The sequence below is a fragment of the Rhodococcus sp. UYP9 genome (assembly GCF_040547235.1).
Taxonomy (GTDB): Bacteria; Actinomycetota; Actinomycetes; order Mycobacteriales; family Mycobacteriaceae; genus Rhodococcoides.
Genome location: NZ_JBEPPH010000010.1, coordinates 41,997 through 65,357, shown reverse-complemented (window position 1 = coordinate 65,357; position 23,361 = coordinate 41,997). Strand labels below are relative to the sequence as shown.

Annotated in this window: 23 protein-coding genes; 20 read left to right on the top strand and 3 right to left on the bottom strand. The window is 63.6% G+C overall.

Annotated elements, in window-relative coordinates; translation table 11 throughout:
• Nucleotides 1-34: 34 nt before the first annotated feature.
• Nucleotides 35-1,864: a hypothetical protein gene (locus ABIB36_RS21080; RefSeq protein ID WP_354563242.1), complete on the bottom strand. Its 1,830-nt coding sequence runs from the start codon at nt 1,862-1,864 to the stop codon at nt 35-37.
• Between the two features lie 1,029 nt (nt 1,865-2,893).
• Nucleotides 2,894-3,391 (bottom strand): helix-turn-helix domain-containing protein, encoded by a 498-nt coding sequence (locus ABIB36_RS21075; protein ID WP_354563245.1) that lies wholly within the window; start codon nt 3,389-3,391, stop codon nt 2,894-2,896.
• A 1,069-nt stretch (nt 3,392-4,460) separates the two neighbouring features.
• Between ABIB36_RS21075 and ABIB36_RS21070 the strand changes: the two genes are divergently transcribed.
• From ABIB36_RS21070 to ABIB36_RS20990, 17 genes are all read left to right on the top strand, one after another.
• On the top strand, nt 4,461-5,747 hold the full coding sequence (locus ABIB36_RS21070) for a hypothetical protein (RefSeq protein WP_354563247.1): 1,287 nt from the start codon (nt 4,461-4,463) through the stop codon (nt 5,745-5,747).
• An 82-nt stretch (nt 5,748-5,829) separates the two neighbouring features.
• Nucleotides 5,830-6,747 (top strand): DUF8176 domain-containing protein, encoded by a 918-nt coding sequence (locus tag ABIB36_RS21065; RefSeq protein WP_354563249.1) that lies wholly within the window; start codon nt 5,830-5,832, stop codon nt 6,745-6,747.
• A gap of 31 nt (nt 6,748-6,778) precedes the next feature.
• Entirely contained in the window at nt 6,779-8,491 is a 1,713-nt protein-coding gene (locus ABIB36_RS21060) for a cutinase family protein (RefSeq protein ID WP_354563251.1), read from the top strand.
• Between the two features lie 32 nt (nt 8,492-8,523).
• Entirely contained in the window at nt 8,524-9,162 is a 639-nt protein-coding gene (locus tag ABIB36_RS21055) for a DUF6668 family protein (protein ID WP_354563252.1), read from the top strand.
• A 37-nt stretch (nt 9,163-9,199) separates the two neighbouring features.
• Complete coding sequence (locus tag ABIB36_RS21050) at nt 9,200-9,493, top strand: hypothetical protein (RefSeq protein WP_354563255.1); 294 nt, start codon at nt 9,200-9,202, stop codon at nt 9,491-9,493.
• A complete protein-coding gene (locus ABIB36_RS21045) occupies nt 9,490-9,759 on the top strand; it encodes a hypothetical protein (RefSeq protein ID WP_354563256.1) in 270 nt (89 codons plus the stop codon). Before ABIB36_RS21050 ends, ABIB36_RS21045 begins: the two co-directional genes overlap by 4 nt.
• A 53-nt stretch (nt 9,760-9,812) precedes the next feature.
• Entirely contained in the window at nt 9,813-10,451 is a 639-nt protein-coding gene (locus ABIB36_RS21040; protein ID WP_354563257.1) for a DUF8175 domain-containg protein, read from the top strand.
• Nucleotides 10,448-11,281 (top strand): DUF8175 domain-containg protein, encoded by an 834-nt coding sequence (locus tag ABIB36_RS21035; protein ID WP_354563259.1) that lies wholly within the window; start codon nt 10,448-10,450, stop codon nt 11,279-11,281. The genes ABIB36_RS21040 and ABIB36_RS21035 overlap by 4 nt, the downstream gene beginning before the upstream one ends.
• The gene (locus ABIB36_RS21030) at nt 11,278-12,867 is read left to right on the top strand and encodes a hypothetical protein (RefSeq protein WP_354563262.1); all 1,590 of its coding nucleotides are present in this window, start codon (nt 11,278-11,280) and stop codon (nt 12,865-12,867) included. Before ABIB36_RS21035 ends, ABIB36_RS21030 begins: the two co-directional genes overlap by 4 nt.
• Nucleotides 12,864-14,369 carry an SCO6880 family protein gene (locus tag ABIB36_RS21025; RefSeq protein ID WP_354563264.1) on the top strand — a complete coding sequence of 502 codons (1,506 nt, stop codon included), beginning with the start codon at nt 12,864-12,866 and terminating at the stop codon, nt 14,367-14,369. Before ABIB36_RS21030 ends, ABIB36_RS21025 begins: the two co-directional genes overlap by 4 nt.
• A gap of 68 nt (nt 14,370-14,437) precedes the next feature.
• Complete coding sequence (locus ABIB36_RS21020) at nt 14,438-16,273, top strand: putative type IV secretion/conjugal transfer ATPase (RefSeq protein ID WP_354563266.1); 1,836 nt, start codon at nt 14,438-14,440, stop codon at nt 16,271-16,273.
• The gene (locus ABIB36_RS21015; RefSeq protein WP_354563268.1) at nt 16,273-16,596 is read left to right on the top strand and encodes a transposase; all 324 of its coding nucleotides are present in this window, start codon (nt 16,273-16,275) and stop codon (nt 16,594-16,596) included. Before ABIB36_RS21020 ends, ABIB36_RS21015 begins: the two co-directional genes overlap by 1 nt.
• Nucleotides 16,593-18,227: a VldE C-terminal domain-containing protein gene (locus ABIB36_RS21010; RefSeq protein ID WP_354563270.1), complete on the top strand. Its 1,635-nt coding sequence runs from the start codon at nt 16,593-16,595 to the stop codon at nt 18,225-18,227. The genes ABIB36_RS21015 and ABIB36_RS21010 overlap by 4 nt, the downstream gene beginning before the upstream one ends.
• A gap of 22 nt (nt 18,228-18,249) precedes the next feature.
• The gene (locus tag ABIB36_RS21005) at nt 18,250-18,600 is read left to right on the top strand and encodes a hypothetical protein (RefSeq protein WP_354563272.1); all 351 of its coding nucleotides are present in this window, start codon (nt 18,250-18,252) and stop codon (nt 18,598-18,600) included.
• Nucleotides 18,597-19,145, top strand: coding sequence for a hypothetical protein (locus ABIB36_RS21000; RefSeq protein ID WP_354563275.1), 549 nt, complete (start codon nt 18,597-18,599; stop codon nt 19,143-19,145). The genes ABIB36_RS21005 and ABIB36_RS21000 overlap by 4 nt, the downstream gene beginning before the upstream one ends.
• 62 nt (nt 19,146-19,207) lie before the next feature.
• Complete coding sequence (locus ABIB36_RS20995; RefSeq protein ID WP_354563277.1) at nt 19,208-19,864, top strand: type IV toxin-antitoxin system AbiEi family antitoxin domain-containing protein; 657 nt, start codon at nt 19,208-19,210, stop codon at nt 19,862-19,864.
• Entirely contained in the window at nt 19,865-20,920 is a 1,056-nt protein-coding gene (locus ABIB36_RS20990) for a nucleotidyl transferase AbiEii/AbiGii toxin family protein (protein ID WP_354563278.1), read from the top strand.
• Between the two features lie 193 nt (nt 20,921-21,113).
• On the opposite strand, the gene ABIB36_RS20985 is transcribed toward ABIB36_RS20990, so the two are convergent.
• Nucleotides 21,114-21,350, bottom strand: a complete 237-nt coding sequence (locus ABIB36_RS20985; protein ID WP_354563281.1) for a toxin HicA — start codon at nt 21,348-21,350, stop codon at nt 21,114-21,116.
• 138 nt (nt 21,351-21,488) lie between these two features.
• On the opposite strand from ABIB36_RS20985, the gene ABIB36_RS20980 reads away from it, so the two are divergent.
• From ABIB36_RS20980 to ABIB36_RS20970, 3 genes are all read left to right on the top strand, one after another.
• Nucleotides 21,489-21,806, top strand: coding sequence for a hypothetical protein (locus ABIB36_RS20980; protein ID WP_354571681.1), 318 nt, complete (start codon nt 21,489-21,491; stop codon nt 21,804-21,806).
• A 503-nt stretch (nt 21,807-22,309) separates the two neighbouring features.
• On the top strand, nt 22,310-22,438 hold the full coding sequence (locus ABIB36_RS20975; RefSeq protein ID WP_354563283.1) for a hypothetical protein: 129 nt from the start codon (nt 22,310-22,312) through the stop codon (nt 22,436-22,438).
• A gap of 561 nt (nt 22,439-22,999) precedes the next feature.
• On the top strand, nt 23,000-23,305 hold the full coding sequence (locus ABIB36_RS20970) for a hypothetical protein (RefSeq protein ID WP_354563285.1): 306 nt from the start codon (nt 23,000-23,002) through the stop codon (nt 23,303-23,305).
• Nucleotides 23,306-23,361: the final 56 nt, after the last annotated feature.

The window sequence follows — 23,361 nt, the reverse complement described above, 5'->3', positions numbered from 1 at the left end:
GTCTGGCCGAGATACGTGCCCGGCACACAACGCGTTAGAACAGGTCAGGTGGGCCGGTGTGCATCACCGCCATGATGTATTCGCGGTCGGGCGGGTCGGCCGGGTGATCATCGGCGATCACGAACAACGCACTATCCGGTTCCTTCGGGGTGCGTGCCTCGTCGCGGGCTGCGAGCCATTCTCGCCAGACAATGCGTTCGGCGCGGTGGCGCACGATGCGGGCACGGACGGCCGACGTGAGACCGTGGCGATGGCCGATGTCATCGAGTTCGACCGGCCCGACACCGATTTGCGCGTTCTCGACCGTAAGCAGACCGGCGACGCGCAGATCCAGCAAAGCCTCGTACCCGCTGGTACGTCCGACCCCGATGGCGGTGAACAGCTCGTCCGGGGTCTGGGGCTCTGCTGCGGCGACTACTGCGTCGTAGAGGATGCGGTGACGCCATCCGATGACGCTCCATGCCGGGTGTACCGACTCCACCTCTGCTGGCCCTGTCAAGGTGTCGACTGTCGTCGCTCGTCCCGTGCGTGTAGGCACCAGCGCGTACCGGTCGGGGTTCCGGCCCACCCCACGCTCGATCAGCAGCAACGGTGAGCCTTCCATGTCTCGCAGCCGCTCCAAAACTGACCACACCGTTGATTCAGGGAGCATGCCGGCGGCAATGGACAGCGACCGCCCACCTACACCGACAGTGGGAACGCCTTCGACTATCTGGCCTGACACTGCCGCAGCCCACGCCAGTGCTTGAACAACTGCGTGGGTAGTCCATCTATCTCGCCGATGTAGGAACTCAGTAGCGACCCAAGTTTGAGCGTGGGTAAGCCATAAACGAAGTACCGGGTCGTATGTCCCCCCTGTGTGCTTTTGCTTGTGCCCGATATCCCGAACTGAGTCGGAAAGTGTTGATGCGGCCCAGTCGAGGGCGCGGGCAGTGTCGCGGCGGATGGCGCGTTCAGGTTCTGCATAGCGGGCGTACGCGGCACGCACACCCGCCCAAGCAGGTTCGGTGACGCGGGCGAGGATGTTGGCGGTGCTGGCACCGGAGAGGATGGCGTGGGTGATGACGGACTGGCGTGCTTCCGAGCGTGAGGGCCAGCGGCGGGTGTCGATGCGGCCGGTGCTGGCGAAGTCGAGGACGCAGCGCGGCGGCGGGGTGGAGCGGCAGAAACGCGGATGCAACCGGGCGTCATCGCTGATGCCGAGGACGCGTTCTGCCGACGTCTCAGCTCGGATGTGGGCGTCGATCGGGCTGGTGATCGCTCGGCCCGTTCCTCCGAGCAGAGCTTCGAGCCGCTGGAGTGTGCCGGCATCGGACCCGACGGTCAGAATGTCGGACGCTGCCGCCGGGTCAAGGTCGACGAGGGTGCGGTAGCCACCTTCTTTGCACTGCGAGCCCGGCACGGTGATGCACCCGGTGACGTCGTTGGTCATCGGTGTGATGTCCAACGTGGGAAGTCGCGCTGAAAGAAGACGCAACAGCGGCCGGATCTCGTCGGCAGTGACCGTTTTTCCCGGTGCCAGCGGTACCAGCACGTGTCGGCCACCGCTGGTCGATTCGTCGACTACTGCGCGGCCACCGCATTCGGTCAACCACCCCAGCAGACGTGACACGTCGGCGACAACGGAGGCGTGGCAATGATGTTTGGTGTCGAAATCCAGAGCAACGACGCCAGCGCGCCCGCGTGAGAACAGCGGTACAGCCGCTGGCAGTACCGGCCTTTTGACCGTCAACGGCCCCGCGGACGAGTATTTACGCGTCGTCGGGTCGTAGAGACGCATCGATCGGCGCGCAGCAATGACCGACGCGAATCGATGCCACAGCCGGTCCGCAGTCGCATCCGGGTGGACGACACGAACGTTCAATCTTGTACCTACTTCAGGGCACGATGTACCCTGAGACATGTCTCCCAAGACAGTCCCTTCGGGGAAGAGCAACACAACACGAGTTGCGAGCTAGTCACTCGCTTCTCTGACTTCGAAAACCCTCGGCCCGCCCGCCGGGGGTTTTTCGTCGTCTGCAGTGATGCGTAGATTTAGTTGACGCAGGACCCGAATGTCGATTCGGGTCGAACGGCTATGCAGTCAGGGGCAGCACCCCTTGGTCATGCGGTCGGTTGAGTTCAAGCGCTAGATCTTCGCGGTCATTTACGATCGCGATGAGGTCTGCTAGGTACTGACCTAGAGACGTCACACCTGCCGAACTCTGCTGTTGTTCGAGCGTCTTGATTAGCTCTAGCGGGATTCGGACAGTCAACGGCTTCCGCTCACCCTTGCTGGGCATCGGCATGGCGTGGCCTCCTTAGTCTGCATCTTCGGTCCCAACCGGACCGATATCCATCCTGATGCAGAATCACCTTTGAGGCAGCCTGACACGCCGAGAAAATCTCGACAAATTGCACCGATGTGACCTCACAGCCCTAACGGACTGAAATCGGGCGCAGGATGGCACACAGTCAGAGGTCGTATCGATCAGTTCACCGTGCAGTTGCAAACCGCGAGTGGTGAACAGGGCGACATCGCCGATCATGCACCTCGACCGCCGAATTCATTGATGGCACAGTACGTCGTGCTCGCTCAAAGTTGTGGCTTCGTTGAGCACACTTGCTGATTAGTTGGGAGAGACCTCGAATCGCGGTCAGCGAACGTGAAGCCATTGTCGACGCCAGGTGTCGCCCTGATGCCGATCATAGGATCAAAGGACACATCCGAAACCAGGCCCGCCGTAGCAGGTCGTGATAGCTTCGGCCCCGGCACCTCAAACTCTTCGAGTCAGTGGATACCTTTGGGCCGCATGGCTTCCAGATGCAGCCTCTTCACCGCGCAGAGCACTGTGCGCGGCCTAGAAACTTGCGTTTTGAGTGGAATGTTGCTGTGCCTCAGTCTATTTCTCGGTCATGCCGGTTCACCGCGCGGGCGGCTTCGAACTCGTTTATACGCATTGCTTATCCGCCCTTCGGGGTACTCCAGTACACCCGCGAGCTGGCGTGAAACGTGTGGGGTCAGGCTACTTTGGCCGCGCTCTAGTGACCCGATGTATTGACTGCTGACCCCAATCGTGCTAGCCAGCATCCCCTGGGTGAGTCCACGCGAGATGCGCAAATCACCGAGATATTCCTCGTTCTCCGAGACCCAGACAAAGTCACTTATCGGGCATCCAAATTCCTCAGCGCATCGTGCGAGCGAGTCGATCCGAGGATGCGATTGGCCACGTTCCCACTGTGAGTACGTGGTTGACGCAACTCCGAGTAATCGAGCGACCTCTGCGGCGCTAAGACCCAGCGCGATGCGTCGAGCGCGCAGCTTATCGGGCGCGAAGCCTCGCAATCGACGCCTCACTGATGGAACCTCACGAATAGACACGATGCCACTTGTCTCAATTCGGTAGCACATAACGCATGTTTGGATGCTATTGTATGAATCTAGTTGTTTAGAAACAGACTAGGTATTCGGGAACATTCGCTGTCGACGTTGCATCTGATCTACGAGAGTCCAACTACATCTACGACCTTTGTTCACCGGACGTGACAGTCCGATCAACGTGCGAACAGAAAGTCACTCGACCCGAGGCCCGCTGCACAACCCAGCGCAAGTAAAAGAAAGCGAGAACCCCGCCGTGATCAGATGACTCGCAATTAGCAGACTCCAGATGCGTCGTGATTGGCGTCCCGATCCGCATCCGGAGTCCCTCCAGCTACGACAACTCAACCCTTCGAAAAAGGGGCAGAGTTGTATCCGCAGTGGCTCTCCAAGCCTATGCGGATACAGCAAAACCGCAATCGGATCAGGAGACACAGATGCAACCTCATCTGCCACGAGAAGCACTCGCTACAGCCGACATCTATGCGACTACCAGCCGAATCATACCCAACCACGACGAGCTACCGCACGCCCGGACAAATCCATGTTCACTGACGTCGATTCCCTATCTCACCCACGGACGCTGTGTCAAAAGACCCGTGAAGTCATCAGCGTAGGGCAGACGCCGACCCGCGTTCCGTGCTCTTGATACCCATCACACCAGCGCCTCAACACCTTCGGCCACGCTTCTTGACCCCACAGTCTCGGCTGCTCGAGTTCGAGGCGCATTCGTGAGCGGGAGATCTCGGCCTCACCGCCCTGAAGCCGCGATCCACCACTTGTCTCATGGACCAACTCACCGTTCACCGGTTGACACTCTCTTCTCGATCTGCCGGTCCTTCAAAAGCGTCCGGTCAAAAATGCTCTCGCAGAAAGGAATACAACTGATTTATTCGACCTCGTTGCAGCTCTGATTCTGGCCAGCCTATCCACTGATCAAAAAATCACCACGTTGTCTGCGCTGAGGGGATCACCCGAAGGCTGACCCTCGTTTTCGGTCGGTTTCTCAGCGCAGACGGTGGTGGTTCCACCACCAAACACTTCTTCCCCAGAACCTGAATCTCGCTGGTAGCACAGCACATAACGAAGGGTTTCAACTCCAATGTCTTCACAGCAAGGAATCGGTGGCCGCCACCGCCGCCGCAGAGAGCGTGCAGCAGTGGTTACCGCCGTCCCGATCATCATCGCTTTGGCCTGGGGATCCGGTGTCGGACACGCAGCTCCGCAGGACTTCGTGACCGCACCCGACACTGCACAGTCCGGAACGACGGATACCACCCCCGTTGTCCCACCGCCGGCACCGACACAGGAACGTCAGTTCCTACCTGGTTACCAGCCCTCACCGCGAGTGCAACAGTCCGAGTGGCGCAGCTATGACGACTATCAGTCCGGCAACCAGCAGTCCTCGTACCAGACCACTTACTACGAACAGACCCCCACGCCGCAGGCCGCACCCACCGAGGCACCACCGGCATTGCAGGCAGCTCCACCGCCCCCACCGCCGATTCCTACGGTGCAGCGCACTGTCATCGCGCCGATCGACGCACCCGACGGCTACATCCTCGCCGGTAGTCAGCTCGTGCCGTACGACCAGAACATGCTCGACCCAAACCTGGTCGAGCAGTTCAACAACACCGCGCAGGCTTTGCAGGCAGACGGCGGTAACTTCCTCGTCGACAACGGATTCGCCGATGCCCCGCAAGCCGACCGGATCGCGGCAGGCACCGCGACCGGCTTCATCGCCGGCGGCGCAACCGGTTTCTTAGCTTCCTTGCTCCCTGCCGCTGTGATCACCGGCACCGGGGGCGCCATCGGGGCCGGGTTGGGAATCGCGGCCACCACGGGCACAGGTGCCATTGTCTGGGGAGGACCAGCGGGATGGATCTTCATCCCCGGCGCTGCCGCTCTCGCTGGCGCAGGAATCGGCGCTGCGCTCTCGGTTCCCATCGTCTTGGGCTTGACCGCCACAGGCGCCGGTATCGGAGCGCTCCTCGGCGGCACCCTCCTGGGCGGCGAGCAGCAGATCATCGAAGAACCCGCACCACTACCGGCACCACTTCCGGCACCGGAGAGCATCCCGCCCGCGCCGGTCGCGCCACTGACCCTCGATGCTCCCGGCATCCAAAGCGTCATCGACACCACTGTCGGCCAGGTCGAGGAGTACCTCAATCCCGCACCAGCCGAGTCCGATTGGGCAGTCAGTGAAGCCCAGACGTGGATCGAACCCGCCTACGAGGCAGCACAGGGCTTCACCACGACCGTGCTCGAACAGCCCGCGGTGGCAGAGACGGTCGCTGCTGTGAACGCGGCCGCGGCACCCGCTCTCGATCAGGGCACTACGGCACTGAACAACGCCCTCGCAGGGGCCGGTCTGAACTTCGCGGTCTGACCTCCGGGTGCAGCCCGCCCCCCTGGTCGGGCTGTATCCGAAGGTTCGACCCCGCTCTATCCCACCCTAGGAAAGGCATGTTGTGGCACCTCGAGACCACACCACAGACGCTGACACCCACAACGGCGTCGGCGACGATTGGTTCGAAGACCCCGCCGTCGCCGAATCGACCTCCACCACAGGCCCTTCCGAGACCTCTCCGGGACGGCGATTGACTGTCCTGACCGAGCAAAACGACCCCATCACCAGTGATACCGACGACGACTGGTTCATCGACGATCGCGGCGCTGACCCGGCATCCGCAGCGGAGTGGGACAGCGCCCCCGACATCGCCGCCCCACACGACTCCGAACACTACGAATCCTTCGGCGCACGTACCGCTGTGCTACGCAACCAGCGCACCTACAACTCACCCACCCCGCCCCCACAGTCGTGGTGGAGGCGTCACCGCGCAGCGGTAGCGGTCACCACCGCGCTCACCGTTGTCATCGGCGGCGTCGCGGGCGCAGCTCTCGTACTCACCGGCGTCGGCAATGAACCACAACCCCCCGCCGCGCTACCTCTCGACGAAATCGTCACCACACCGGCAACACCCACCTCCACCGCGCCCGCAGCCGCCGGGGCAGCAGCCGCCGATGTCACCTGGTGCGCAGGACAAGCCGACGGCGACCCGGTCACCGGCGACAGTAACGACCCCGGCGCGGCCGCGATCTGGCGATTCGAGAAAGCCTTCTACTTCGACCGCGACGGCGCAGCTGCACGCGCGGCCGGCGCACCCGATGCGGTCATGGCCTCTGCGCAACGCCTGCAACAGGGCATCGACCAGTTGGAGGCCGCTATCGAGTTCTGCGTGCTCGCTGATGCGATCGACGCCGGGATCTACAACGTCACCGTGCTCGAACGCGGACCCGGTATCGACGGCCGACTGAGCCGTCAACGGATCACCACCACCAAGGCACCGGATGGCCAGACCCTCATTGCCGCGATCGTCCCCCGCTGACCAGGCACACCCACCAGAGAAGAGAGAAGCTGTGCACACAACTATCGACCAGGCCCGCCGCCTCACCCCGCGCCTGCTTGCTGCCACCGCAGCGCTGACCATCGTGGTCTCCGCGAGCGGTGTCGCCGCGGCGCAGCCGAGCACACCCACACCTGCACGTGGTGACGGTGGTGACTGCTCGGTACTGCATCTCGTCGTCGTACCGGGCACCACCGAAATCGACGAGAACTCCTCTCCAGACAGCGATTCCGGCTTCTTTTCCCGCGTGACAGTCCCGGCGATGCGTGATGCGAACTCCGGCGACAGCCCTGCTCTGAGCCGCAGTTACGTGCCGTACCCGGCCAGCTTCGGGGGCAAGCCCGGTGACCGTTCGACCGTCCCGTACGCCCAGTCGGTCGACATCGGGGTCGAGAACACCCAGAACATGATCTCCGACATCGCCGCCCGCTGCCCCGGCACGAAGTTCTTCGTCTCCGGATATTCCCAAGGCGGCGAAGCAGCATCACAGGTCCTGCGCTCCATCGGCGCCGGGGACGGTCCGATTCCCGCCGAGGACCTAGCAGGGGGAGCCTTGTTCTCCGATCCCACCCGCGCCGAAGGCGAAGACATCATCGCCAGCGGCGCGTCTGCACCGGCACCGGCACCGGGAACCGACGGCGCAGCCGTGGATACCGTCACCCTCGCCCCGGCCGTCGCCGCAGCTGCCCCCGCCGGGGGCGGTATCGCGCCGACACCGAAGATCAGCGGCTTCGGCGCAGTGTCGGATCGTGTCGCCTCCTACTGCACCGCAGGCGATCTCGCGTGCGATACCCCCGCCAACGCCCCCGCCGCCAAGCTCGTCGCCTCCATCGCCGGTCAGTCCTCGATGGACACCCGCGACCCCGTCCGAATCCTCACCGACGTCTCGACCGCAGTCGGGCGCACCGCCCTGATGACCGGAGCATCGGTAGTCAACGACAACATCGAATTCGACGACACCGCTGGACGGTTCGAGGTCAACTCCGCACCCGAAACGGTTCTCTCGAAGATGGCGAAATATTCCGACCCGTCCGCTACCTCGACCGAGGAGATGATCGACGAAGCGATCGGTGCGGTAACCAAGATCGCCGGCATGGCCATCGGTGCTGCGATCACCGTCGCCAAAGACGTCATCACCCCCGAGACAATCGGCCAGCTCGCCACCGTCGGACTGACCAACCCGCCAGCAGCACTCGGCCTACTCGCCGCCAAGGTCGCGACGTCGACAGTCAAGCTCGTACCCCCAGCCACCATCGACTCCGCCGTCGACGTCGCCTTCAAAGAAGTATCGAACACCATCGACGAAAACGCCGGCCTCGCCCAGCTCGTCACCGACACCTCGTACTGGAACACCGCCACCAAACACAGCTCCTACGACAGTGTCCCGGTCGGATCCAAAGGTGAAACCCCCGTCGAGCTGACAGTCCGGTGGATCGTCGCCCTCGCCGCCGACCTCACCGGCGATCAAGCTCTCGCCGACAAAGTCGGCGCAGTGATCACACAGGGCGCGGCACTGTTCGCCACCAACGAGACCGTGCGCAGCGCCGGAAGCATCCTCACCGCCCACGCCACCACCGGAGCAACACCTACCGCCACCGCCACAAGTGTGCCGCAGACCCCGGCAACGAGCGCCGCCACTGCACTTACGACCGCCGCAGTACCGACACCCGCAGCCCGCACCGCTGCGTCGACACCAACCCCCACCGCGACCACACCCACTCGGTGACCGAGAACGCCGGAGAAGGAGGTGCGCCCAACATGGCCGCACAACCAGCAGAGCACCGTGATTTCTACCCCGCCCACCAGCCGCCCATCACCCCTGCCGGACTGCGGGTGCCCCCATCTTCGCGGTGCGCCCCGATCCACCAGGACCCGGTCGCCGAACACGGTCGTCCGCCTGTGGTGTGGCTTCTGGCCGCCCACGGGCGCTCCGGCGCAGGCACACTCGCCCAAATCTGGGCACCGGCAGGAGATGCCCGACGCGGCTGGCCCGCAGCGGACCGTCATCGGGGCGTCGTGGTTGTCTCTCGCACCGACCGCGACGGCCTCGATGCTGCCCATGACGTGCTCCTGCAAGCCGCAGGGGGCCTGACCGGCGGCTGCACCCTCCTGGGCCTGGTACTGGTCCCCGATGCCCCCGGCCCACTCCCGAAAACACTGCGCAGACGCGCCGACGTCGTCGCCTCCGCCGCCCCAGCGGTATGGCGCGTCCCCTACATCCCCGACCTACGCACCCACGCCCAGAGCGAGCTCGCGGTGTGGTCACCGAAAGAACCCGACCCGCTCCCACTTACGCGGATGCGCGCACTCGCCCCCTCGACCACAGCACCACACCCCGAACTTGCCGCGATCGGGCGGGACATATTCACCGCCGCCCGCATCGCGGCAGGCCGCTGACGTTCGCCCTCCCACCCGAACAGAAAGAAACATCATCATGATCACCACTCTCGCAGCATCCGCCACCGACTTCCTCGCGCAGAACATCGGCGATGTCAGCCCCACCGCGCCAACTGGCGCCGCAGGCACCAAAATCCTCGAGCTGCTCTCGTGGCTGATGTGGATCTGCATCATCGGGGCCGTCGGCGGTCTCATGGTCTGCGGCGCGAAGCTCGCCGTCAGCAAAATCGGTGGTCAAGGCGGCGAGAACGGATCCGGCCTGGCGTGGGGCTTGGCTGGTTCAATCCTCATCGGTTCGGCCGCCGGCCTCGTCAACATGCTCGTCCTATGACCGGCATCATCTGGGCTCAACCGCCCACCTCTCCTGTGGAGTGGCCCGCCGAGGTGTGGCAACCGATCATGACCGGTCTGTCATTGCTGCTTTGGTTCGCCATCATCACCTGCGTCGCGGCGCTGATGGCGTGCGGAGCGGTATTCGTGAACCAGCGCAAATCTACCGGCACACAAATGGTCGAGGACGCCACCATGGCACGGATCCTCATCTGCGCCGCACTCATCGGCTCCGCATCCGGAATCGCTCAAGCCGTTCTCGCCTGAGTACCTGAACCCACTGCACCCGTTCTTCATTCGACCCGAAAGGCATTGTCCTGATGACCACCTCGCGCACACTCCGGATCGCCGCGACAGCGGCGACCGTCTTCGTACTCGCTGCGTGCGGATCCGGCACCGACGACGCACCGGCCACCACCACAGACCCGGCACCGGATCTTCGGTCCGCTCCGGCCGAGCTGACCTGGCGTCAAATCAACGGCGTCTCAGTACCGACATCACGGATCGATGGCCCTCGCACCGGCACGTCGGTCAACCGCACCGGATACACCCAGACACCACAGGGCGCTGTGCTGGCCGCGATCAACGGTCAGACCGCACTCGCCGTCGCCGACGACCGGACATGGCCGGACGTGGTCAACACCGTCACCGCGCCTGGACCTGGACGCGACCAGTTCGCGGCCGCGCGCACCGCAGTGACCGTCTCCGGCTCAGTCCCCCCCGACGCTGCACCGAAGTTCGTCGGCTTCGACATCACCGACTATCAGACCGATCAGCTCTCGGCGGCGGTGTCGGTGGCACAAACAATCGGCGACGACAACCAGCTCTACTCGTATCCCGTTGCATTGCAGTGGATCGGCGAGGACTGGCGGATCGTCCTTCCGACCGCCGAAGAGAACATCGACGCAGTCGAGCTCGACTCCCTCGACGGCTACACCACCTTGGAGCAGAACTCATGAGCCGCCGCCTGCGCAACACCCTGATCGCGGCCGCGGCCCTCGTCGTGGTCGCTGTGGTCGGCGGGATCTTCTTCATCGTTCCCAACCTCAACGACGACGCTGCACCGACCACAGCCGCACCGCCGACCACCCAGCAAGCACCGCCCGCATCTTCGGGATCGGGGAACAACGGGCAGAACGGTTTCGGCGTACCAGTGGTCGACATCCTCGGTCGCAAGGTCACCGTCCCGAACAACCCCATCGGGCAGCCGCTGCCACAGAGAAATCCGGAACAGCGGATCGAATGCACCCCGACCAACACCCCGATCACATCACCGTCCGGAGTGCAGATCCAACAAACCGCCTCGTTGCCGCTGTTGGTTTCGACCACGGACGGCCCCGTCGCTGTGACCGGCAACGTGCCCACGGGTTACACCCAAACTCCGCAAGGGGCTGCTCTGGCCGGATGGAATTGGGTTGCAACGACCTACGGACCCGGCCCGGTCGCCAAAGACGCCTATGAGCTCCTCACGGTGCACACCGACGAACTCGATCGGAAAGCATCCACCGAGACATGGGACTCTCCCGGCCAGGACGCCGGCACTGGATACCCCGCACCGGTGGCGTTCCGGATCGCAAGCTGCACCGCCGATTTCACGTCGGTGGAGTACGCGATCGAAATTCCCATCGACGACAACGGTCAGCGCCGCACCACACCGGTCTACACGGTGCTTCGCACGTCGATGTTCTACGACGGCAGTACCTGGAAGAGTCGATTGGACCAACGTTCCGTGGCCGCCGACACCAACGTCACCGACATCAGCTCCTTCACGCGCTGGAGCTTCGTATGAGCGCGTTACGCTCGATCGCCGGACTCCGCACCACCCTCACCCGTCTACTACTGCTGGCGGTCATCACCCTCGGCATCGTCGCCGGAAGCAACGCCGTCGCCTACGCCCAAGACAACCCGCCGCCCGCGGTCCCTGGAATCGCCGACATCGCAAGTGAAGGTAACGACTTCCAGAAGGATCGGCGCGAATGCCTCGCCGAGACCGCCGACGGTAACGCATTCCAGAACTTCATGAACGACATCACCGGCAACGCCGTCCCACAGGCAGCGTGCTTGGTCCAGTCGTTCGAAAGCAACCCCGGTGATGCAGTCTCCACCGCCGTCTCCTCGGCAACATCAGCGTTCTGGGGCGACCCTATCGGGGACTTCACCAAATCAGTGATGGAAGGCAACTCCCAAGCCTTCCGGTCCGTGATGACGTTCTGGATGTCCTCGGGCATCCCCGGTCTCGCAGCCGAGAACGCCATGTCGGGCCTCCGCAACATCATCTCCGCATTCACCGTGGTGGCCTTGTTCGCCTCGATCGTGATTGCCATGACCAAACTCGCCCTCGCCCGAAAACAAGCAGTGATGGAAGGAGCCGCAGAAACGGCGAACATGCTGGTCCGCACCGTCATCACCGTCACTTTGCTCCCGGTTCTGGTGCTGATGTTTCACCAGGGTGGAGACATCGCATCGGCGTACGCGCTGGAGAAGTTCGTCGGCGGGGATCTCAACGAGAAGATCACCGCCATCACCGCCTTCGACGACAAGACGGGCCTGGGCCCGATCCTCGCGCTCGCCTGCGCCGGATTCGCCTTCCTCGGCTCCGTCGCCCAGCTGATCGCCCTGCTCATCCGTGAAGCGATGCTCTGCGTTGTCGTGGCCGTCATCCCAATCGCCGCTGCGGCGTCTGCGACCGGCACCGGCCGATCCTCCTACAAGTCGATGATCGCGTTCACCCTCGGCGCACTGTTGTTCAAACCGGTTGCCACACTGCTGTATCTGTTCGCGTTCTGGGCTGCCTCGGCGTCGGCAGACGATCAGATCGCCACTGTCATCATCGGCTCGATGCTCCTCGCCGTGGTCGGCTTCTCCCTGCCCACCTTGATCCGCATCGTCGCTCCCGCAGCAGAATCTATCTCCGCCGGTGGCCGCGAAGTCGGAATGCTCGGCGCCGCAGGTGGAGCAGCGATGGGTAGCGCAGCCGCAGGCGGCGCACGTGCCCTCGGCGGAATGGCAAGCACAATGTCCAGGCCTGCCGGTGGCGGCCGCAGCGGAGGCGGCTCGGGTGCCGGCGGTACAGGTGCACGTCCCGCCACAGGTCTGCAAGGGCGCTACACCGGCGGATCGGGAAGCAGCGGCGGACCGGGAAGCAGCAACACCACGCACGCCGGCGCATCATCCGGACCGATGGGCGCAGCCCGCCGTGTCGGGTCCGCAGCCGCATCGGCAGGACGTACCGGCACCTCAGCAGCAATGCGCGGCGCAGCGGGCGCACTCAAAACCGCGGGCAGCGTCGGCCGCGCCGCAGGATCGGCCTCGAGCACCCTCGGCTCAGCCGCTGAAGGCGCGGTCGGCAACTACCACGGACGGATTCAACGATGAGCAGTTCACTCGAAGCACCGTACGAACCTCCGATCTACTCCGCAGGCAACCGACCGCAGAACACCTTCGCGTTCGGGCTTCCAACCAAGATCGTCGGCTACGGGGCGGGATTCTTCGCAATCTCCTTCGCCGTCCTGATCTTCGTGCACGTCGTAGCCGGACTGGCACTGATGGGCATCGGCGCACTCGTTCTCACCCCTCTGGTGTTCGCACCGAACGGCCGAACCCTCTACGAGACAGGACAATTAGCTATGCAATGGCAGTTCCGTAAGCACATCGAGAAGTCCACCGAATACCACGCCGGACCGCACTCGCGGATCCCCGGCGGTCGCTACCGACTTCCCGGCATCCTCTCTCGCACCAACCTCTACGTGGGAATCGACCGGCACGGCAACGAATTCGGCATGATCCACAACCCCGACGATCACCGCTACACCGTCGTCTTCGATGCCCTCCCGGGCGGTGACGAAGCGATCATCCAACGCGACAAAGACCTCTACACCGCCGACTGGGGCGTCTACCTGGCCGATCTCGGCCTGCCCGGTGACATCGTCGGCGCGGTAGTGGTAGTGGAGAACATCCCGGCCACGGGCCTGCGGTTGGCCCGTCGCGCCCGGCAAGAACTCGTTCACTCCGCACCGCCCATGGCGGCTGAGTTCGTTCGCCAGTCCGCCGTCCGGATGCCCTCGGGTCGACACCGCACCCTCGCCCGGCTCGCGATCACCTTCAGAGCCACCACCAAGGAGCGGCAGAAAGATCCGGAAGAGATGGCCACCGAACTGGCTCGGCGTCTGCCGGACCTGTACGAATCACTGAGCGGAGCCGGGATCGACGCCCAACCGATGACTGCCGCCGAGATCACCGCAGCAGTGCACCGCAGTTACAACCCCTCGACCGAGAACGACTTCGAAGAACTCGACATCTCCGGTGAAGACCACGGCGTCGACTGGGAAGACGCCGGCCCGGGCCGCGCCAAGACCGAATGGGGTCATTACCGCCACGACGGCGGCGTCTCGGTGGTCTGGGAAATGGCTGCGCCACCGGAATCGGTGTTCACCGACACCGTCCTCAAACCGCTCCTGCAACCGCACGACGACCTGCCGCGCAAACGCCTGACCCTCATCTACCGCCCCTACTCGGCCGGGGACGCAGCGAAGAAGGTCGACAAGCAACACCGAGACGCCCTGCACGCCATCAATTCCCGCGGCAACAAGATCACCTCCGCAGGATCGGAGAAGCGCCACGAGATCGCCGAACAGGCACGACGAGAAATGGTCTCCGGAGCCGGATACGAGCGCTACTCCGCTCTACTGACGATCACCGTCGGCTCGGTGGAGGAAATCGCAAACGCGGCCGCAGTGACCGAATCCCTCGCGGCGCGTTCCCGCCTGCGGTTGCGGCGCGCGTTCGCTTTCCAAGATGCTGCGTTCGCCGCCGGTCTCGGCGTCGGAGTGCTCCTCCCCGACCAGATCTCCACCTCGATCCTGGTCCGGCGCAGCTAGACCACCCCATCGTCAAACCCCAACTCCTGCGACCACAATCCAGCTCACTGCGAAGAGAGAGACGCTCGATGACCCTCACCGACGATCGCCCCGAACTGGGCTACGACGATCCCTACTTGTTCGAGACCGACACAGTGCAGCCGTCGGCGTTCGTGCGATGGATCATCGGCGACACCGACTACGCAGACCTCGCCGCCCGCATCGCCACCGGTGACGCGGACGACCCCTACAAACTCTCCCGGCGCGGCATCGGACTGGCTCGGTGGCGGAACGATCACCCCCACACCGTCCGGGCCGTCGCCGAGGCAACCGGGGACCCCTGGTGGCGCGAAGCGCTGAGCAGCAGCGCCCGCGGCCTCAAAGGTGCAGGCGGTGGCCGCATGTCGACCGTGCCGGCACCGATCGAATACGAAGCCACTTCGGTTCAGATGTGTGGGCTGAGCCCCTGGGCGATCGGTGCGGCCGCCCCCTCGGCCGGAACCATCGTCGGCCAACACGCCGTCACCGACGATGCGGTCTCGTGCGATCCGTTCGCCTACTTCCGCGACAACCACATCGCCAACCCCAGCATGTTCGTGCTCTCGCTACCCGGTCTTGGCAAGTCGACGCTGATCCGCAAAATCCTCATAGGTGCGTGCGGATGGGGTCAGACCCCGATCATCGCCGGTGACATCAAAGGCGAATACATCAAGCTCACACGTCTGATGGGCGGGCAGATCATCACCCTCGGACACGGCGGCGGTCACCTCAACCCCCTCGCCGGCGGGGCGCTCGGACAAGCCGTCGTCCGCGCAATCGCCGCCCGCAACATCGAAACCGACCCCGACCGCATCGTCGAGCTCGACGAGCTGATCGCCACAGCCAAAATCAGCATCCGCACCCGCCAAATCAACGCCGTCTGCGCCCTGGTCGAGCTGATCCGCTACGACACCCACTCGGTGAAAGCCTTCGAGAACTCCCTGATCGGCATCGCACTGCGCGAGCTCTACTCCGAGGCCGGCGGGTTTTCCTACGAGAACCCGCCGCTGCTCAAGGATCTCTACAACCGCATCGACACAGGATCCCCGGCCATGTGGCAAGCGGCCTACAAGACCGAGAGCAAGGGCTACCGCGAGGCCATCACCGAACTCATGCAAGCCCTCGGCGCGTTGACCTCCGGCCCCCTCGGAGACATCTTCGCCGACCACACCACGCAGCCGATCGACCTCGATGCCCCGATGATCTGCATCGACGTCTCGAGCCTCGACCGGGGAGATACCACCCTCAAAGCTGCCGTGATGCTCTCCTGCTGGGCCGATGCCTACGGCACCGTCGAGGCCGCACACCTGCTCGCCGACGCGGGCCTGGACCGCCAGCGCCTGTTCCTGATGGCCCTCGACGAGCTGTGGCAGGTCATCGGCGCAGGACCGGGCATGGTCGCCCGCGTCAACGAAATCACCCGCCTCAACCGCACCGACGCCACCGGCCTTCTGATGATTACTCACACCGGCCGTGACCTGGAAACCTTGCCCACCGAAGCCGACATCAAGACCGCGAAAGGATTCATCGACCGCGCCGGCATGGTCGTGTGCGGGGGGCTGCCGATCGGCGAGGTCGAACGCCTGTCCGGGGAGCTGAAGTTCACCGCCGCCGAAGCCGACATGGTCACCTCCTGGTCACGCGGGGCAGCACTGCGCGGATCCGAACGCCGCACCGCTCGCGCCCCTGTTGGACGCGGACATTTCCTCATCAAGGTCGCCAAAGACAACACACCCGGCATCCCGATCCGAACCGTGCTCACCGACGTCGAAATCGAGACCGGCGTCCACGACACCAATGCCCGCTTCTCCGAATACTTCTCCGGCCGCAACGTCGAATCCGCTGCCCTCGACGATGATGCCTCCCAGATGGCCGGCGCGTACTGATGCGCGCCGGATACACCCCCCAGACCCGCGCCTGGGCACTCGAGGAATACAAGAAGTCCCGGCCCAACTACGGCTCCCGCGCCGAATGCGTTGCAGCACTCGCCGTAGCGATCGGAGCCCACGAGAACACTGTGGCCCGATGGATCAAGCTCGAATACGGTCCACCCCGGTTACCCGCCGCCGATGAGACGGTCGTGCGGATGCGGGCAGTGGAGGCCGAGAACGAACGCCTGCGCAACGAAAACCTTACGCTCACAGCACGGCTCGCCGCATATGTACCGCGCTCGATCGCCGGCGAGTCGCTCGGAGCGGCAGCGCTGTGAAAAAAGGCGGCGCGATAACCCTCACCGTCGTACTCGCGTTGTCACTGTTCGTGATCCTGTTCATCACCACCGGAGTCCGCGACGACGCCGCCGAGTGCCTGCCCTCCGGCGGCGGGGGCTCGTCCACGGCGGCGGGAGGGGTGCCTGCCGGATCGTTCGCGAAGCCGACGAAGACCACCGAATCGACCCTCTCGAGCCCGTTCGGTGAGCGAGAAGGCACCATGCACAACGGCATGGACCTCGCCGCCCCCGTCGGCACACCCATCTACGCCTACGCCGACGGCATGGTCACCCAGGCCGGACCCGCGACCGGATTCGGGCAGTGGATCGTCATCGAGCACAACATCGCCGGCCAGATCGTCTCCACCGTCTACGGCCACATGTTCCCCGACGGGGTCCTGGTCAAGGCCGGAGACCACGTCACCGCCGGTCAACACATCGCCGACGTCGGCAACAACGGACAATCGAGCGGGGCGCACCTGCACTTCGAATACCACACCGGGCCATGGTCTTCCAGCAACGCGATAGACCCGACACCGTTCTACGACGCCGCCGCCGACCCCGGCACCGGGCAGAGCGGCCAGAGCCCACTCCCAGCACCCTCCACCAGCCCACCGTCCGCACCGTCGCCTGCCGGCGGAACCGCAGAGATGGCGGCCTTGTCCGGATCCGTCGGCTCCGAAGACCACTGGCAGGTCGACACCGTCCGCGTCGCCCGCGCCGTGCACGCCAAGTTCCCGCAAATCTCACGTATCGGCGGCTGGCGGCCGGGCGGCGGCGGGTACGACGATCACCCGTCCGGACGCGCTGCGGACATCATGATCGAGAACTGGTCCTCCGAAGAGGGTAAAACACTCGGTGAGCAGGTCAAGGACTTCCTGTGGGCGAACCGCGACTACTTGCAGATCGAGTACATGATCTGGCGTCAGCAGTACATTCCCTCGACGGGTGAGTCGAACACGATGGAGGACAGGGGATCTCCTACCGCGAACCATTTCGATCATGTCCACGTCACCACCGTCGGCCACGGAATGCCGGTACCAGGGCAGACCTATGGACCTATCCCCGGCGGTACCGGATCGGCACCGAAAGCGGCAGGGAACTGCACCACAGCCCCCGGCGCTGGGCTCGGTGACCGAGCCGACCTGGCGGCCGGCCAAATCCCGCCTGAATTCCAGCCCTGGCTCACGCGGTCGGCCGCACAATGCCGCGAGGTGTCCCCCGCGATCCTCGCCGCACAGCTCAAACAAGAAGCCGGTTTCACACCCGGCCTGAAGAGCCCCGCAGGGGCCAAAGGGTACGGACAGTTCATGCCCGAAACCTGGGCCGCATACGGATTCCCCGTCGATGACAACGGAACCGTCACCGGCCCAGCAGGAGCAGGCGACCCGAACGACATCGGTGACGCCGTGATGGCACAAGGGCGCTACAACTGCTCGCTCGCGGACACCCTGCGGCCCGGTATCGAATCCGGCTCCATCACCGGCGATCCCGTCGAACTGATGCTCGCCGGATACAACGCAGGCCCCGGTGCCGTGCAGCAGTTCGGCGGTATCCCGCCCTACCCCGAAACCCAGAACTACGTCACCACCATCACCGCTAACGCCGCGAACTACGACCTCGCCCGATAGCCGCACCCACCAGGAGACCCCGATGACAACACCTCACTGCGCCGACGATCACCCGACACCGCCGCAACTGTTCGAAGCCCGCGGATGGCTTCTGGACTGCGGTTTCAGCGACGAACTGATATTCGACCTCAACGACAGCGCGATCATGCGCTTCGTGGACCGCGAATACGAGGAAGGCTGGGCCGCGTTCCTGACCGCCAGCACAGGCACTCTCATCGAACGACAGATCACCACGAACCGCCACAGTGTCACTACCGATGCCACTACCGATGCAGTGGCACAGTGGACGCTCATGCTCGCCAAAGCACACGCACTCGGGCAGCTCCGACCCGATGACCAGCCAGCTCCAGCGCGTAATGGAGCTGGACTATGACCCGGCGAACCTTGGCCGTGTTGATCGGCCTCGGCCTTCTCGCCGCTGCTGGGGTCGCGATCATCGTCGTGCTGATCTTCGGCGGCACCAGCTCCCCTGAGCTGCCAGGCACCGATGCGGGATACGCCATGTCCCCGATCGGTACCGAACCTGCCGACGTCGCTGTAGCGGTGATGTCAGGGGTCTTCACCTGGCAACCGGCAGCTCAAGACTCCTCATGGGAAGCACTGCACAACCAGAAGGACCAGCTCAGCGGCGCGATGGCCACCGCCGCAGCGCAGCCACCAACACCCGCACCGCGCCCCCTTTCCGAATGGGCAGCATGGGCACGAAGCCGGGACACCATCACCGCGATCGTGCAACCGGACGGCGACACCGTCGTCGACGGAGACACCGCCACCGTGCCTGTCACGATCAGTCAAACAGTGCAGCACACCGACGGCTCCGTGACGTCGTTCACCACCTACACCGCCAGCGTGACACTCGAAACTGATTCCGGTGCTTGGAAAGTAGCGAACTATTCTCTTCAGAACAGCGACCGGTAGATCGTGCTCGCGCATGAGATTCCCGAGCAGTACTTCGGATCTACAAGTGCTATTATTGCTGCATGTCGGACGAGTGGAGTGAACTGCGGGCGGTCTCGCGTGATCAGTTCTGGTTGTTCACCGCCGCCCAGGCACGCCATCGCGGGTTTCGCACGTACCAGTTGGCCCGAGCAGTGGATCGGAACGTACTCGTGCGGGTCCACCACGGGGTCTACGGGTTCGTCGACGCCGAAGGGTGGTGTCCGTTCGAGAACGTCGCCGCCCAGTGGCTTGCGCTGGACCCCGGAGCCGACATCGATGCGCGCCGCGGCGCGCCGGAGGTGATCGTCAGCCATGAGAGCGCTGGCTCGATCAGGGGCATGGGAACGCTCGCCTCGTACGGGGTGGACCTGACATCGCCGAGGCGGATCAACGTCCGTGACCCGCATACCCGCACCTACCGCCGGCCTCTCGGGGAGCGCGGCGTCGACTGGGATCTGTACGAGGGATTACCGGTGGCCACCGAAACGCGGGTGATCACCGATCTTGCCGAAAAGCGGGTCGATGGCGGCGATCTGGGCACTGTCGTACGCGATTGCATCGACTACGGCACCCTGTCGGCCGACACAGTCATCGACCTTCTCGCCCCATACGCCGCGCGGTGGAATCTCCCGGCGTTCGACGGCAAGAGTCTGCTCGAGCTGCTGTTGTGGTCGTGCCGTGAGCCGGTAGGGGCCTGAGTGCCGCATTACGCCGACGAGGGCGACTTTCGGAAAGCGTTGATCACGCGGCTTCGACAGCTCGGCACGGACACCGGATGGGGTCCACAGGACGCCGCTCGCGCCTTCGCACTGCAACAGCTCACCTCACGACTGTTCCGATCTTCCAGCGCCCAGAGCTGGGTGCTCACTGGCGGTACCGCCCTGCAATACCGCAGCAGCGAAGCCCGTCCGACCACCGACGCCGACCTTGCGTTCGCGGCCGACACTGGCGCGCTCCGCAGCACTCTGATGAGCGCCCTTGCACCGCGCGAGGGCGAGTACGGCACTTTCGACCTCGCCGTGAGTGTCTCCGCTGACCGGGGCCAGCACAAAGCTCGCATCACCTATCTGGTCGACGGTCAGCGGTTGGCCAGTGCAACTCTCGACGTGAATACGACTCGTACAACCGATTTCGAGCCGGACACTCTCACTCCGGCGCCGTTCGTGTCGATGCCCGACCTTCTACCGCCGCCGCCAATGCAGGTCTATCCCGTCGCGCGGCATCTGGCGGACAAGGTGACCGCGATGTACGAACGTCACGGCGCCGCTTCGGCGTCGCCTTCCACGCGCCCGCACGACCTCGCCGACATCGTCATCCTCGCCCGCAGCAGTACCGTCGATGCCATCGATTTGCTCGGCGCGATCCGCAGCGAAGAGCAACGCCGCGGTGTCACAGTGCCATCCCCACTTGTTCTGCCTGACGAATTGTGGGTGAGCAGCTACCGTCGCCGCGTCGAACGCAGCGGATTGCCTGCCTCACTGCACGAGGCGCGTTCTGCACTGGGCGTCGCCAACGAACTGCTTGGCCCGATCATGTCCGGACAGGTACTCGACGGGCGGTGGGATCCGAGCTCTCTCACCTGGACTGCTGGCGACACGGGCGCAGGGCCTCCGCTATCGATGAGGATGCTCTTTCGTGCTGTCAAGCCGCGGCAATCGACGTCGCAGCCACGGCAATCAAATCACCAGTCGGCGCCGCAACCTCCAATACCGCCGATTCACGAAGCGCGCCCGGACACCGGATTCTCACTGTGAGGCTTCGCCGCGAAGGGCGGGGCGCTCCCGGAGTACGGCACACTGGTTTCAGACTTTGGTCAGTCGCTCGATCGCGACCTTTCGAGCACCATTGCCACGTACTCGCCGTCATCGGCTGACCACTCGACGCGGTGTAGTGACGCGCGTCGACCATGTTCGCGACGTCCTTATCGGTGGCTGACCTGTGGTTAATTCACTGTTCCTCCTCTGTAGATTGTTCTTCCGGCCTCTTCAGTGCGGCGACGACCTGCTTCACCTGGTAAAGCTGGGCAGATCCGCCGCTGCCCTCTTGAAAATTCACCCGTGGACCGCCTTCCCAGGGCATCGAGAACACCGCGTGCTCGTGCCCTGCTGACGCGGCGATCCGAAGATGGACGCACACCGCGATCAGCTCGGCGTACCGTACGGCGTTCAGTGACGTTTCGAGCAATACGCGAGGTAACAGCTGTTGGCGGCACGGCCACCACCCACACGATCCAGCAGGGCCGGGCCCGCTGAGAAGGCCCCTGCCGTTGGATACTGATGCATGCCTGGTCTATGTACTGTCGTTCTCCTCTGCACAGGGCTCTTGACCCAACTTCTGGGTATAGCCCTTGTTGTCGCGGACATACGTCGTGACCGTCGCCTCAACAGAGAGTTTGAACGTTGGATTCGGGTAGCGAAGGAAGCCGAACAGGAAGCGGAGCTGCAGCGTTCGCAGCCAGGGCTGTCACTCGACGAAGATCTGGAACTCATAGTTGGGGCGATCACAGCGTGGGGTCCTGTCTATGATCCAGAGTTTCAACTCCAGCGCACAGCCGGGAGTGGCGCCGGCTGGGCAGGTGTCGTCTTGCTGGCGGTCGGGACCGTAGCGAACTTCGCCGCGTCAGTCGGACCTCTGATCTGAGATCCCCCCGATTTTGCTGCGTCGGATGACGCACCAAAACATCGTTACAAAGACGTTACAAAGATCCTGATAGCCCTTCAGGTTTTTTGGAATTAGACGAGCCACGGTCGCCCCCAGAGATCTGATGATCTTTTCCCGTATTCGATATACGGCCCCGCGAATGCGGCTCGCAACATGACACGCAAACCACCGAAAAACACTCCCGGAAGCGTTCTTTTCACGCCGTCACAACGTATTTCACCCTGGCCAACGATCAACTAGACTGTAACCGGAGGCAAAATCGGAGACCTCTATGCTGTCAAATCCTTTGACCAGCAATCAAATTCAGTATACTTGAGCGCGCTCATAGTCCATTGAACAATCCGAAAACAAGGAGGCGTTGCACAACGCTGATAACATGAAAAGTGAAGGTAAAGAATATGATTGGTAGAAACAATAGTAACCATAGTAGCAATAATGACGGTAAGCCAGAAGGGACATTCTGGTGGTTCTACGCTCACCCGATGACCTTGATTTTGCTGGTCGTCGTGTTCGTTCTGATTGGATGGGCCATCCTAGGACCAGTGCCCGTAGTGACGTTGGGGATCGCGATACTCAACTTTGCAGCTACCGGATACGGCGGTAGTTCCTAAGTAAATGATGAGACCGGGGCCTCGATGGGCCAGCAGTGCCATCGAGGCCCCGGTCTCATCGATCATCGGCAATGAAGATCATTTTGCCAGGCGCGAGGAAACGCGCCTAAAATCACCTCAAGGATCGAGCGTTGCCTGGCCGGCAATTTCGCGAGTTCTCGTACACCCTCGGAACCTCCCCCAACCGGCGGAAAGCGACGACGACTGCGGCGACTCGTTTTAGCTCCTTGCCCTTGTCCGTTCATTCAGCCGGACAACCCGCGCCCCTTCCGAGACGCGGGTTGTCTATAGGACAGGAGTTCTACTTGCTCTTGCCGGCACCGTTCTTAGTGCGATCGACGACCACGTAACCCTGCCCCGCTTTCGGAGCGCACGTACTCAGCAACGGCGTCGACTGGGTCAGCCTGTTTTTCGACGGTCGAGTGAAGGTCGCGTCACGTTCGCATTTGTGGGACATTGTCGACTCTGGCAGGCATACGGCGCTGGGTGAGTACGTCATCCTCGTTGTTGGCCGGGGCGCTCGATGTTGAACCGAGGCGAGGGCCGCCGAGGTGCCCGACTATGCGATCAACCTCAACCCAGCTCGGTCGGACGGTGGCCGCCACTGTGACCGCCGACAACGGCACATTCGTAGAGTTTGTCCACTACGGCAGCGTCAGGGTGGGCAGTGATGGCCGCGACATTGCAGAGACCTTCAACATCGGACGGGAATCACTCGACGGTGGTGCATCCGGCAGCGGCAGCGCCGTCATGGTCACCTTCGTCGGCACCTACAGACCGTCACGCCCGTGTCGCAACGACTTCCTCGTCGAGATTGCACCGCGTGAACGCCCCGCACGCAACCACCCTTATCCAGAGGGTACGTGATCGACGAAGGCAAAATAGGCCCACCAGCAGCCGAGACCCACTCGTGGTTCTAACAA